Source organism: Microbulbifer agarilyticus S89, from assembly GCF_000220505.1.
Lineage (GTDB): Bacteria > Pseudomonadota > Gammaproteobacteria > Pseudomonadales > Cellvibrionaceae > Microbulbifer > Microbulbifer agarilyticus_B.
This window is the reverse complement of sequence record NZ_AFPJ01000037.1, coordinates 195,517-209,157: the sequence shown is the minus strand read 5'-3', so window position 1 is coordinate 209,157 and position 13,641 is coordinate 195,517. Positions and strand designations below refer to the sequence as shown.

At 56.7% G+C, this 13,641-nt stretch carries 10 protein-coding genes; 3 read left to right on the top strand and 7 right to left on the bottom strand.

The annotated features are described in order from the left end of the window. Positions 1 to 231: 231 nt before the first annotated feature. The 4 genes from AS89_RS0112915 to AS89_RS0112900 all read right to left on the bottom strand — a co-directional run bounded on the left by AS89_RS0112915 (position 232) and on the right by AS89_RS0112900 (position 7,763). Entirely contained in the window at positions 232 to 1,521 is a 1,290-nt protein-coding gene (locus tag AS89_RS0112915; protein WP_010133100.1) for a ribonucleotide-diphosphate reductase subunit beta, read from the bottom strand. Between the two features lie 217 nt (positions 1,522 to 1,738). Then, complete coding sequence (locus AS89_RS0112910) at positions 1,739 to 4,690, bottom strand: ribonucleoside-diphosphate reductase subunit alpha (RefSeq protein WP_010133099.1); 2,952 nt, start codon at positions 4,688 to 4,690, stop codon at positions 1,739 to 1,741. 949 nt (positions 4,691 to 5,639) lie between these two features. Continuing rightward, entirely contained in the window at positions 5,640 to 6,557 is a 918-nt protein-coding gene (gene argF / locus AS89_RS0112905; protein ID WP_010133098.1) for an ornithine carbamoyltransferase, read from the bottom strand. 18 nt (positions 6,558 to 6,575) lie between these two features. Then, positions 6,576 to 7,763: an aspartate aminotransferase family protein gene (locus AS89_RS0112900; RefSeq protein WP_010133097.1), complete on the bottom strand. Its 1,188-nt coding sequence runs from the start codon at positions 7,761 to 7,763 to the stop codon at positions 6,576 to 6,578. Positions 7,764 to 8,069: 306 nt separating this feature from the next. On the opposite strand from AS89_RS0112900, the gene grxD reads away from it, so the two are divergent. Then, complete coding sequence (grxD, locus tag AS89_RS0112895; RefSeq protein ID WP_010133096.1) at positions 8,070 to 8,402, top strand: Grx4 family monothiol glutaredoxin; 333 nt, start codon at positions 8,070 to 8,072, stop codon at positions 8,400 to 8,402. 147 nt (positions 8,403 to 8,549) lie between these two features. Here the strand turns inward: grxD and bfr are convergent, their stop codons facing one another. The 3 genes from bfr to AS89_RS0112880 form a co-directional block, all read right to left on the bottom strand. Next, positions 8,550 to 9,032, bottom strand: coding sequence for a bacterioferritin (bfr, locus tag AS89_RS0112890; protein WP_010133094.1), 483 nt, complete (start codon positions 9,030 to 9,032; stop codon positions 8,550 to 8,552). A 290-nt stretch (positions 9,033 to 9,322) separates the two neighbouring features. Further along, positions 9,323 to 10,639, bottom strand: a complete 1,317-nt coding sequence (locus tag AS89_RS17535) for a DUF2254 domain-containing protein (protein ID WP_010133093.1) — start codon at positions 10,637 to 10,639, stop codon at positions 9,323 to 9,325. A 215-nt stretch (positions 10,640 to 10,854) separates the two neighbouring features. Then, positions 10,855 to 11,067, bottom strand: a complete 213-nt coding sequence (locus AS89_RS0112880) for a bacterioferritin-associated ferredoxin (RefSeq protein WP_010133092.1) — start codon at positions 11,065 to 11,067, stop codon at positions 10,855 to 10,857. A 363-nt stretch (positions 11,068 to 11,430) separates the two neighbouring features. On the opposite strand from AS89_RS0112880, the gene AS89_RS0112875 reads away from it, so the two are divergent. Continuing rightward, a complete protein-coding gene (locus tag AS89_RS0112875; protein ID WP_010133091.1) occupies positions 11,431 to 12,033 on the top strand; it encodes a peroxiredoxin in 603 nt (200 codons plus the stop codon). A 355-nt stretch (positions 12,034 to 12,388) separates the two neighbouring features. Beyond that, positions 12,389 to 13,633 carry a serine hydrolase domain-containing protein gene (locus tag AS89_RS0112870; protein WP_237709688.1) on the top strand — a complete coding sequence of 415 codons (1,245 nt, stop codon included), beginning with the start codon at positions 12,389 to 12,391 and terminating at the stop codon, positions 13,631 to 13,633. Positions 13,634 to 13,641: the final 8 nt, after the last annotated feature.

The following is a 13,641-nucleotide window of genomic DNA, read 5'->3' as shown; positions in this document are numbered from 1 at the left end:
TAAATGGATTAATCAAGATTATTTCCCTATATTCACGGCTTTATATCGGTCAACATGTGATTGGTTTCTGGAATTCTTGTCTGCCGTTTTAGTATCGAAAAATTGTAACGATTAGCTTGCAACTTTTAGCAGACAAAAAAAGCGGGCATTACGCCCGCTTAATTACCTCTCTTCCTGTGAGCGACTACTTCTTGTAGTTGTTCCTTTACTACAGTCAGTGCATTGAGTGTGTTACCACTGCAGTGCACCGCCGGTTTGATATTCGATTACGCGGGTTTCGAAGAAGTTCTTCTCTTTGCGCAGGTCCATGATTTCAGACATCCATGGGAATGGGTTCTGCGCGCCCGGGAACTGTTCTTTCAGGCCAAGCTGGCTCAGGCGACGGTTGGCGATGAAGTGCAGGTACTCTTCCATCATGGCGGCGTTCATGCCGAGTACGCCGCGGGGCATGGTGTCGCGGGCGTAGGCTACTTCCAGCTCCATACCTTCCAGGATCATCTGGGTTACTTCCTGCTGGAACTTTTCGGTCCACAGGTGCGGGTTTTCCAGTTTGATCTGGTTGATCACGTCGATGCCGAAGTTCAGGTGCATGGACTCGTCGCGCAGGATGTACTGGAACTGCTCGGCAACGCCGGTCATCTTGTTGCGGCGGCCCATGGACAGGATCTGGGTGAAGCCACAGTAGAAGAAGATACCCTCGGTAACCGCGTAGAAGGCGATCAGGTTACGCAGCAGTTCCTGGTCGGTTTCCACGGTGCCGGTCTTGAAGTTGGGGTCGCTAATGGAGCCGGTGTGCGCGAGGCTCCAGGCGGCTTTCTTGGCCACGCTCGGCACTTCGCGGTACATGTTGAAGACTTCGCCTTCGTCCATACCCAGGGATTCTACACAGTACTGGTAGGCGTGGGTGTGGATGGCTTCTTCAAAGGACTGACGCAGGATGTACTGGCGGCACTCCGGGTTGGTGATGTGGCGGTAGATGGCCAGTACCAGATTGTTGGCTACCAGGGAGTCTGCGGTGGAGAAGTAACCCAGAGAGTATTCCACGATGCGACGCTCGTCCTCGGTCAGACCGTTGGGGTCTTTCCACATGGACACGTCTTTGTTCATGTTTACTTCTTGCGGCATCCAGTGGTTGGCACAGCCGTCGAGGTATTTCTGCCAGGCCCAGTCGTATTTGAACGGCACCAGCTGGTTTAGGTCGGCGCGGCAGTTGATGATGCGCTTCTCGTCCACTTGGATACGGGCGGCGCCCATTTCCAGCTCTTCGAGGCCCGGGGCCGGGTCCAGATCGTTTACCGCGGCACGGGCGGCTTCCACGGCGGAGGAGGCTGCTGCGCTGCTCGCGCTTGCGCCTTCTTCCTGGGCCGCGGTCGATGCCGGGGCACTGCTTGCGCTCTCTACCTGGTAGTTAGCGCTGGGTTCGGTGACTGCCTGCTGCTCGGATTGCAGTGCACCCGGCACCGGTTGCGGTTCTTTCGCTTTTTGTTCGGGTTTGGAATCGATATCGTCCCAGCTCAGCATGACTTCTTCCCCTTTTTTGGGTGACAAGCTGTTGCATAACAGCTCGTGCAAGTGTGTGGTGTGCGGCCAGCGCCCGGCCCGGACCTCTTGTTGGGTCCAGTGCCGGGGCGGCGCTTATGGTCTTGGTTGCAGGCACTTCGTTTCGATACTTTCTATATCAGTACTAAGTGTCTGCGGTCGCTCTCCCCCGAGAGACTTTTAATTTAGGGCCGGCCAATTACTGGCAGGCTTCACAGTCCGGGTCGTCCAGGGAGCAGGCCGCGGGTACGGCTGCCGGTGCTGGCTCTGCCTGCGCTGCCGGAGCGGCGCTGGCCGCGGGCGCGCCACCGGCACTTACTGCGTTCAGGGAGCCAGTGTTCACGGTGGATTTCTCCGTGGTCGTGGCGGCCAGTGCGCGCAAGTAGTAGGTGGTCTTCAGACCGCGGTACCACGCCATGCGGTAGGTCAGGTCCAGCTTCTTGCCGTTGGCGCCGGCGATGTACAGGTTCAGGGACTGCGCCTGATCGATCCACTTCTGACGACGGCTGGCGGCATCTACGATCCAGCGCGGTTCTACTTCAAACGCGGTGGCGTACTTGGCTTTCAGATCCGCCGGGATACGGTCGATCTTTTGCACAGAACCTTCGTAGTATTTGAGGTCGTTGACCATCACCTTGTCCCACAGGCCGCGGGCTTTCAGGTCGTGCACCAGGTACGGGTTCACCACGGTGAATTCGCCGGACAGGTTCGATTTCACGTACAGGTTCTGGTACGTCGGCTCGATGGACTGAGAAACACCAGTGATGTTGGCAATAGTCGCGGTCGGTGCGATGGCCATCACGTTGGAGTTACGCATGCCCTGGCTGGCAACCTTCTCGCGTACCACATCCCACTCGAGGGTGCTGCTGGTGTCCTGATCGATGAACTGCTCGCCGCGGTTCTTGGCCAGGATTTCGATGGAGTCGATTGGCAGAATGCCCTGGCTCCACAGCGAGCCTTCATAGCTGGTGTAGCTGCCGCGTTCTGCCGCCAGATCACTGGAGGTGGAAATGGCGTAGTAGCTGATCGCTTCCATGGTGGTGTCGGCGAACTTGACGGCTTCATCGCTGGAGTAGGAGATGCCGGCTTTGTACAGCGCGTCCTGGAAGCCCATCAGGCCCAGGCCCACCGGACGGTGGCGCATGTTGGACTGACGCGCAGTTTCCACGGAGTAGTAGTTAATGTCGATCACGTTATCGAGCATGCGCACGGCAGTTTTGACGGTGCCTTCCAGCTTGCCCATGTCGAGCTTGCCGTCTTCGCCAATGTGCTGGGACAGGTTCACCGAGCCCAGGTTACATACGGCGATCTCGTCGTTCGCTTTGGTGTTCAGGGTGATCTCGGTGCACAGGTTGGAGCTGTGTACCACACCGGCGTGCTGCTGCGGGCTGCGCAGGTTACAGGCGTCCTTGAAGGTGATCCAGGGGTGGCCGGTTTCAAACAGCATGCCCAGCATCTTGCGCCACAGGTCGAGTGCGCGCACTTTTTTGTGCAGCTTCAGCTTGCCCTCGGCAGCCAGTTGCTCGTAGTGGTTGTAGCGCTCTTCAAACTTGTCGCCGAACAGGTCGTGCAGGTCCGGGGCGTCTGCCGGAGAGAACAGGGTCCACTCTTTGTCTTCAAACACACGCTTCATGAACAGGTCTGGCACCCAGTTGGCGGTGTTCATGTCGTGGGTACGGCGACGGTCGTCACCGGTGTTCTTGCGCAGCTCGAGGAACTCTTCGATGTCCAGGTGCCAGGTTTCCAGGTACGCACACACCGCGCCCTTACGCTTGCCACCCTGGTTTACCGCAACCGCAGTATCGTTCGCTACCTTCAGAAAAGGTACGACGCCCTGGGATTTGCCGTTGGTGCCTTTAATGTAGGAACCGAGGGAGCGTACTGGCGTCCAGTCGTTACCCAGGCCGCCGGCCCATTTGGACAGCATGGCGTTGTCCTGAATTGCACCGTAGATGCCGTGCAGGTCGTCCGGTACGGTGGTCAGGTAGCAGGAGGACAGCTGCGGGCGCAGGGTACCGGCGTTAAACAGGGTTGGGGTGGAGCTCATGTAGTCGAAGGAGCTCAGCAGGTTGTAGAACTCGATCGCGCGGGCGTTCGGGTCTTCTTCATTAATGGCGAGGCCCATGGCAACACGCATGAAGAAAATCTGCGGCAGTTCGAAACGGATCTCGTCGGAGTGCAGGAAGTAGCGGTCGTACAGGGTCTGCAGGCCGAGGTAGGTGAACTGGTGATCGCACTCAGGCTTGATCGCTTCACCCAGTTTTTCCAGGTCGAAGCTGGCCAGTGCCGGGTCCAGTAGTTCCAGTTCAATACCTTTTGCCACGTACGCCGCCAGTGCCGGCTTGTACAGGCCTTCCATTTCTTGCTGGGTTGCGGACTCTGCCACGTCCAGGAAGCGCAAAGCTTCGGAGCGCAGTTTATCCAGCAGCAGGAAGGCGGTTGCGTAGGTGTAGTTGGGCTCCTGCTCAACCAGGGTACGCGCGGTGATGACCAGCGCGGTATTGATGTCGGTTTCGGAAACACCGTCGTACAGGTTCTTCAGTGCTTCGCCGAGAATCAGGTCGCCGTCGACGTCGGTCAGGCCTTCGCAGGCTTCGCGTACGATGGTGCGCAGGCGCTCCATATCCAGCGGTACCAGCTTGCCTTCTTTACTGCCGTCTTCCACTTTTACGCGAATGCTCGGGTGAGTATCGGCAGCGGCTTCCGGCGCAGCTGCTTTCTCTTTTTCTTTCTCGGCACGCAGGCGCGCGTGCTCTTCGCGGTACAGTACGTAGTCACGCGCGATTTTGTGTTCGCCGGCACGCATCAGTTCCAGTTCAACCTGGTCCTGAATTTCTTCAATATGAATGGTGCCGCCGGAGGGCATGCGACGCTTGAAGGTTGCACTGATGTGGGAAACCAAGTCGGCCACGCGCTCGTGGATACGGCTGGACGCTGCGGCAGTACCGCCTTCCACGGCGAGAAACGCCTTGGTGACGGCTACAGAGATTTTGCTATCGGCGTACGGCACCACGGTACCGTTGCGTTTGATAACACGGATCTGACCCGGGGCAGTGGCAGCCAGTGAAGTATTGCTGCTGGCCTGGTCTGTTACCGATTCCTTGGTGGTGCCGTTTGGCTCAGACTGGGGGCGCCCTGTCTCTGTGTGCATGAAATTCTCCGTAAGTTGTGCGTGCCTGTCGTGGTCGACAGCATTTGGTTTTTGCTTTGATTTATACAAGTTCGGCTTGTGGCCTCAATTCCTTGCGCAACCGCTAGTGCTTCTTTTGTGCAGTTTCTTGGGGAATCAAAATGATTCCGCAGGCACAAGGTGTTGTGGCGAAGGACAAGCTTCGCTCGGGTAACTCTTGTGGGGTACATCTTTGAAACTGCGATTGGCCTGGGCGCATTGCCCGGGTGTCGCGTTTTTGCCCAGAAGAGGGCGCCTAAAACGGACAAACAGCTGTGCCAACTAGTGGTGCGAAAAAGGCCGAACACAAGATATTGTGGTTGTGGAAAGTACCTGGCGACGTTTTCCCTGGGGAAATTTGGGGGTTGCCTGCCACCTAAACCCAATATGTTGGGGTTCGACCTCGAATGAGCAACAAGATAATGCGGTTGGGGGGGTAATTCAAGGCGGATAACTATCGAGTTACTTGTGGATAATTTGTGGGTAGGCGGTGCGGCGGTGGATTTTTCCTTGCGCTAGCGCCCGCCATTACTGGCCGGGTATAAAAAGTGATCAGTGGATTGCGCCGGGTGGGGGTTTTAAGAATATTTTTTAATAGTAATCGGCTCTTAAATTAAGCCCGGCAATAACCAGCTGAGGTTGCACATTGTGTGATCAAACCGACACTGGAAGGTCGATTTTTGCGCCACATTTGGCGCTTGGCCCTTTCGAGTTATCCGCTGTCGTCGCCGTCATCTGTGGATAAAAAGTGTGCATATCATCGGCCTGCCTGGCGCGGGTTTGTGTGTGAAAAATAACCAGCACTCAAGCGTCGAAAATAGGAGCCGATAAGATGAGTCGATAAGAGGTGCGACAAACCGCTGCAACCAAAAAGGGCGCCAGAATGTTCTGGCGCCCTTCGGCGTTCAGGATCGGAGCGGTCAGATCACGATCAGCGGTTGCTGTTTTCCTGCAGGAATTCCATCAGCGCTTTCTGGGCGTGCAGGCGGTTTTCCGCCTCGTCCCATACCACCGAGATCTTGTCGTCTTCCAGCAGTTCGCCACTGACTTCTTCACCGCGGTGAGCTGGCAGGCAGTGCATGAAGATTGCGTCGCGGTTGGCGTGGCTCATCAGCTTGTGGTCCACCAGATAGCCCTCGAAGGCTTTCAGGCGAATCTGCTGCTCGGTCTCCTGGCCCATGGACGCCCATACATCGGTGGCGACCCAATCGGCGCCGCTCACGGCTTCCTGCGGCGTGCGCACAATTTTTACCCGGTCTTTCGCCCGAGCCACAATGGATTCATCCGGGTCATAGCCTTCGGGGCAGGCAATACGCAGCTCAAAGTCGTACATCAGAGCGGCATTGATGTAGGAGTGGCACATGTTGTTGCCATCGCCAACCCAGGCCACGGCTTTGCCTTCCGGGCTGCCGCGGTGCTCCACGTAGGTTTGCAGGTCGGCGAGCAGCTGACAGGGGTGGTAGCTGTCGGACAGGGCGTTGATCACCGGCACCTTGCTGTACTCGGCAAAGCGTTCGAGCACGTTGTGGCCGAAGGTGCGGATCATCACCATATCCACCATGCGGGAAATCACCCGTGCGCTGTCTTCAATGGGTTCGCCGCGGCCCAGCTGGGTGTCGCGCGGGGAGAGGAAGAGCGCGCTGCCGCCCATCTGTGCCATGCCCGCTTCAAAAGATACGCGGGTACGGGTTGAGGACTTCTCGAAAATCATTCCCAGTACTTTGTCGCGGAATGGCTCGCTGGCAACCCCCTGGTTGCGCAGGGCTTTCAGTTCGATGGCGCGTTCAATGACTGCGCGCAGTTCGTCCTGGCTCAGGTCGAGGAGGGTGAGAAAATGTCTGACTGCCATGTTTGGTTTCCTCCGAATTCAGGCGGCCTGTTGGGCGAAATTCCGCACCAGTGCGGCGACGGTGGTGGCGATCTGGCTGCACTCCTCATCACTCAGGGTGAGTGGCGGGAGCAGGCGCAGCACATTGCCAGCGGTAACGTTGATCAGTAACCCTTGTGCTCGGGCCAGGTCGACCAGCTCCGCGCAGGGATGATCCAGCTCGATGCCGAGCAGCAGGCCCACGCCGCGGATATCCACAATATGTGGGCAATCGCTCAGTTCCGCTTTCAGTTGATCCAGCAGTTGGGTGCCGAGGCTGGCTGCACGGGCAATGAGCCCGTCGTTTTCCAGTGTTTCCAAAACGGCGAGGCCGGCGCGGCAGGCCAGCGGGTTGCCACCGAAGGTGGAGCCATGGGCGCCCGCACCGAATAAGGCAGCGGCTTCGCCCCGCGCAAGACAGGCGCCGATGGGCACGCCGTTACCGAGCCCTTTGGCGGTAGTAACCACGTCTGGCAGCAGGCCATCGATATGCTGGTAGGCAAACAGCTTGCCGCTGCGACCATTGGCGGTCTGGATTTCGTCCAGCATCAGTAGCCAGTTCTGATGGTCGCAGAGTGCACGCAGGCGCGCCAGATAATCTGCGTCCGGAATGCGGATACCACCCTCGCCCTGAATGGGTTCTACCAGAATGGCAACGATGTCCTGATGCTCTGCTGCCAGTTTTTCGATGGCGGCGACGTCATTATACGGAACGCGCAGGAAGCCCTCGGGCAGGGGCGCGAAGCCTTCCTGTACCTTGGGATTGCCAGTGGCGGTCAGGGTTGCCAGGGTGCGGCCATGAAAAGCCCCCTCGGAGACCACGATTTTCGGGCAGGCGAGGCCGCGCTGGTTACCCAGCTTGCGCGCCAGCTTGATGGCGGCCTCATTGGCCTCGGCACCGGAGTTCGAAAAGAATACGTTGTCCATACCCGACTGGGTTACCAGCTTTTCCGCCAGCTGTTCTTGTGGGGGAATGTTGTACAGGTTGGAAACGTGCAACAGGGTGCTGGCCTGCTCCTGGATGGCCAGGGTGACTGCCGGATGGCAGTGGCCGAGGCCGCATACAGCGATACCGGAGAGGGCGTCGAGATATCGTCGGCCGTTGTCGTCCCACACGTAGTTGCCTTCGCCTCTGACCAGGGTCAGGGTTCTGTTACCGTAGTTTTGCATCAGTGCGGGAGTAGCCACCGTTTATCTCCTCTGTGGGTGGGCCTTAAGTGCGTGGGCCGGCATCCGCCGACCCAGACAATAGGGAAACCGCAGAAAATGCGCCTTTTGCGTTTTCTGACCGCAATTTTCCCGGGAAACCGGCAATACTAGCACAGCCGGAGCCCGGTAACAGAGGCCGATGGCATCCCACAGGCCGCGGATGGGAATCGAATCGGAATCGGGTACAATGCGCGCTTTCGTTGACGGATCGACACCGCTGGAGCCGCGGTCACTCGCAGTCACTTGTATTTCCAACCGACTTTTCAGCTGAGGTTAGCTTCCACTATGGATACTCTGGAAAATATCAAAAAGCAGATCGCCGATAACGACATCCTGCTTTATATGAAGGGCAGCCCCAATGCACCACAGTGCGGCTTCTCGATGCGTGCTTCCCAGGCGATCATGGCGTGTGGCCAGCGTTTTGCCTATGTGGATATTTTGGCCAACCCGGATATTCGCCAGGAACTGCCGAAGTACGCCAACTGGCCAACCTTCCCGCAGCTGTGGGTCAAGCAAGAACTGGTGGGCGGCTGCGACATCATCATGGAAATGCATGAGAGCGGTGAGCTCAAGACGCTGATTGAAGAGGCCGCGGGCAGCGCCGAACAGGGCGAGTGATTGCGCTTTTCGGCCCATACGGGCCATAAAAAAAACCGCGGCGATTGACCGCGGTTTTTATGTCTGCAAACATCGGAATGCGCGGTGCTTTGCATGTTCTACATCTTCTACATACTCAATCAGTAGGCAGCAACCGCGCTGCGACGCTTACTCGTCGGATGCTTTTTCCATTTGGGTCTGCAGGTAGTTTTGCAGGCCGACCTTGTCGATCAGGCTCAGCTGGGTTTCCAGCCAGTCCACATGTTCTTCTTCGGAGTCGAGGATGCGTTGCAGCAGTTCACGGCTACCGTAGTCGCGGATGGATTCGCAGTAGGCGATGCCGTCACGCAAATCCGGGATCGCTTTTTTCTCCAGCTGCAGGTCACACTTCAGCATCTCTTCGGTGTTTTCACCGATCAGCAGCTTGCCCAGGTGTTGCAGGTTGGGGATACCTTCAAGAAACAGAATCCGTTCGATCAGCCAGTCGGCATGTTTCATTTCGTCGATGGATTCGTGATATTCCTTGTCTGCCAGCTCTTTCAGGCCCCAGTCTTTGAACATACGGGAATGCAGGAAATACTGATTGATTGCAATCAGCTCATTGCCGAGAGCCTTGTTCAAATGTTCGATGACTTTTGGATCGCCTTTCATTGTTTTCTCCTTCCGCCTCGGAAATTTCCTGAGGATTTTTGAAGTGGTTTGATCTCGCTTTCAATGCCGGGCGTCTCAAACGCAGCTTCAGACGTCCCTTTGCGCCCTTTTCTTGCCTTAATTGTAGGGTCGTAAATGGCTGGCGTGGTGAGTTTGCGTTGGGGAATAGGGCAAGTCAAGGCGGGGAGCGGAATAATTTTCCCGGGCAAAAAGCACAAAAATTAGTGGGAAAAAAGCCGAAAAGTACACTGAGAACGATTACTGTTTAGATTGTCCCGGTGGCTTGTGTATTACTCCAGTAGTTTGCGCATTTTTGATAGCTGCTTTTCAATTGCGGCAATATCGAAGCGGTCCTCAAGGCTAATTGCGCAATCTTCCTTGATGCGCAGCATCAGCTCGTAAAGTGCCTGTCGATCTTCACGTCGGCAACAAATGTCCGAAACTTCAATCAGCCCCGCGCAGATATGCCGCATCACCACACCGCTGGTGCGTCCGTATTCGAGAATTTCGTCGAGTGCGGCGGCGAGCACGTGGGATAAGTCGAGCTCACTGACTACGAGCCGCAGTTTGTGGTCATGATCGTAATAGCAGTTGGGTAGTGGCGGGCGCTGAAGAATCACGCCGATGCCATCCATCAAGCGATCAATACAGGTGTATGCCGTAAACGGGTCATTGATACCGGGGGACAGCGCCCGGACCGCCACTTGGGACAGCTGCCGAATCGAAAAGATAATATCCTGCCCCGCAGTGGGCTGCGGCCCAAGGGTAAATGCCCCGTGCACTGCCTGCGCCACCTGCTGGCTATCCAAATGCCGCGGCGGGTCGAAAACTTCTGCCATGACACCCCAGTGGTACAAAAAGGTACCTGGGTGGCACTGCAACTGAATGCAGCAATCGTGTTCGCGCGCCCAGTCGATCAATGCCTGCCGGTCAATCAGCTGCACATAACCTTCCTTGCGCGTGCGCACGCAGGTACGGTCTTTGTTCTGCGGAAGATCCCGCAGGTCTTCGCGGCTGCTGTCTGGGGCGCGGCATGCCTCGGCGGGGTAGATGGTGTTCAGTGCCGAGCGGAATTCCCGGTTGATGTGAAATGTAATGTTGTCGATTTGAATCGACTGCGCGACGTTGTGAATAAAGTAGATGAGATAGGCAATGCACCCGAGGGCGAGGAGCACCGCAAAGCTGACCGAGAGGCTGGGCTCGGTTCGCCCGGCGTCGGCGCCGAGAACCCGGGTAACCATGAGCGCGTAGACGAAGGTTGAGAGAAAGATACCGAGGGAGACCTGTGTGCCACGATCGCGCATAAAGTTGCGCACCAGGCGCGGGCCAAATTGGTTAGAGGCGAGTGTCAGTGCAACCATGGTGATGGAAAACACGGTACCGGCAACGCTGATGGTTGAAGTGGCAATAATGGTGAGGAGCGCGCGCGCGCTGCTGGGGTCGTGCAGGCGCAGCCAGGTTAGCCCGGGCAAGTGGCCAATTTCATAGGTGCTGTCGAGTGACGTGAACAGCTGGGCGAGGACAATCGCGGCCGTCATCATCAGGGTGGGGATGAGCCAAAAGCTGGTTCGAAGTCTGCTAGCGATGTATTGCAGCCGCTGTTTCATGGTGCTGCGGTTTCTCCCAACCAAAAACCTCGTCTCTAAAGGGTAGGCGAGTCGGCTGGTATGGAGGCACTAGTAGGTAGGCGTGGGATAGATGGGGGCTAGCTGGGGCGGCCTATGACCGGTGGCGGAGAAATAAGGGCAGCGGAGAATTAAAAGTAAAGAAGGAGCGCACGCGTCGCGGTGCGCGCACCAGGGAGAGAGGAAAAGGCAGCTGCTTATCCAGCCGCGTAAAACAGCGCGCCACTGGTCTCGGGCGGCATGCCGGCAGACATGGTCTCGTCGATGATCTCTTTGGTCAGTTCTGCGCAGCGGCCGCACTGGGAGGAAACGCCCAGCTGGCGGCGCAAGGCCTTGATGGAGGTGGAACCATCGTGGACTGCGTCCTTGATCTGACGGTCGGTGATGCCTTTACAAATACAGATGTACATCGGGTAACCTGGTGAAAATTCGATCTACTGTTTATCGATAATGAGATCTTATTGTTAATGAGAATAAGTGTCAATAAGATTTTGCTGTTGATCGTTTATTATTCTAGTCGCTCGACAACTGTACTGGTGGGTCGGTTAATGGCTTCTCGGTCAACTTACAGTGACTGGCGTCGGTGGCAGAGTATTCTGCGGGAGAGTTGAATAGGTGGCGTCTTCTATTGCCGCCATATAAAAAATTAATGGGACTGCCATAAGCCGCTGTGTATCATAGCGGCCCCCTATCGATCTTTTGGCACTTTATAGTCATTGGTTATAAAGTGACCGTTTCTACAATCCATTATTTATCTCATTGAGGAGATTCTCATGGCTGTATTAGTAGGCAAGCCCGCTCCGGATTTCACGGCGGCTGCGGTACTGGGCAACGGCGAAATCGTTGACGAGTTCAACCTGGCAGAAACCATCAAGGGCAAGAAGGCGGTGATCTTCTTCTACCCACTGGACTTCACTTTTGTGTGCCCGTCCGAGCTGATCGCCTTTGACCACCGCTTTGAAGAGTTCAAGAAGCGTGGCGTTGAGGTAATTGGTGTGTCCATCGACTCCCAGTTCTCCCACAACGCATGGCGTAACACCGATATCAACGATGGTGGTATCGGCCAAGTGAAGTACACCCTGGTTGCCGACGTGAAGCATGAAATCTGCCAGGCGTACGACGTTGAAGCGGATGCCGGTGTTGCGTTCCGCGGTTCTTTCCTGATCGACGAAGAAGGTGTTGTTCGCCACCAGGTAGTCAACGATCTGCCGCTGGGCCGTAATGTTGACGAAATGCTGCGCATGGTTGACGCGCTGGCGTTCCACCAGGAGCACGGTGAAGTGTGCCCGGCAGGCTGGCAGGAAGGCGACAAGGGTATGGACGCATCTCCTTCCGGTGTTGCTGCCTACCTGAGCGAGAACTCCGACAAGCTGTAAGTCGTTGTTCGCGCGGGGAGGGGCATACGTCCCTCCCGGTACAAAAGCCGCCGTCAGGCGGTTTTTTTGTGCCCGTTGTTCCCGTGAATCACATAACGGTGGAAAAAACGCTAACATGTGCGGTTGTTCCACTTCGATAACACTGCCTGACCTCTGCTGAATGGACGGTCTCGCGAGTCATTGTTGGCGTGAAGAATCTTTGACTGAATGTTTCTGGTTAAAGAATTTTTTAGCGGGCTGCTAGTCTTAGTACGAGTATCCCCACAAATTTTGGGGCCAATCACTTGCTAGGTCGATATGGCCGGGTAGCGAGCAATCGCTGCGGATTGCAGTACGGCACATGGTGTAATTCAAGGTGTATCAAGGCATTTTTCACAGAATCTTGAGCGGCGCGCGGGGGCTGTGGCTGCCGCTGGTCGCGGCGTTGATACTGGCGACGCCTGCCGGGCATGCGCTTGCCGAGCCCGGGCGGGTGGCTAAATCTGCTTCCGCCGCGTCATCGAAAAGTGTTGAGGCCAGCGCGCGCGAGTTCGATCGCTATTTCCGCCAGTTGATGAAAAAGAGCGGGATCCCGGGCGGCGCTTACGTGATCGTCGATCACGATAAGGTCGTGGCGATGGACACCTACGGTGTGCGGGTAAAAGGCAAGAAGCAGAAGGTCACCTCGCATACGGTTTTCCGGCTCGCCTCGGTATCCAAGACCTTTGCCGGCAGCATGGCGGCGCTGCTCGAGCATGAGAACAAGTTCAATTGGGGCGATAAAGTGGTGCGCTATGTACCCGAGCTGCGCTTCAAAACCCCGGCGCTCTCCATGCAGTTGCAGGTGCAGCACCTTCTGAGCCACTCCTCTGGGCTGACCCCAAACGCCTACGATAACTACCTTGAGGACAATCGTCCGCTGTCGAAAATTCTGCCGATGTTCTCCACCATCGATCCGCACTGCGCTCCGGGTAAGTGTTACGGCTACCAGAACGTGCTGTTCAGCCTGATCGAGGACGTTATCCACAAGGCGACCGGCGTGCCGTACGGCCGTCAGTTGAAACAGCGGTTCTTTGTCCCGCTGAAAATGGAAGACGCCTCGCTGGGTTGGGAAAGCTTTATGGCGGCCAGTAATCGCGCCGCTCCCCATGTCCAGACAGGTAAAGGTTGGCGCCCGGTGAAGGTGGAAAAGGAGTATTACCTGGCGGCACCGGCGGCCGGGGTAAACGCTAGTATCAGCGATATGGGCCAGTGGCTTAAGGCGCAATTGGGCGCTTACCCGGAGGTACTGCCTCCGGAGGTGATCGATGACCTCACCACAGAGCGGGTGGAAACCCGCCGCCACCTGCGCCATCGCATCTGGCGGGATTACATCGATCACGCGGGTTACGGTTTGGGCTGGCGCCTGTACACCGTGGGTGATGATCGCATCGTCTTCCATGGCGGCTGGGTTGCCGGTTTCCGAGCAGCCATTGCCTACTCGGAGAAGCGCAAGGTTGGCATTGTCATCCTGATGAATGCGGAATCCCGGGTAATCTCTGATCTCACCGCCAATTTCATCGCCGATATCACTGGCCGCGGCAAGCTGGTGCAGGCCATCGCCGCCGCGTCGAAAAAATAACCAGCTGG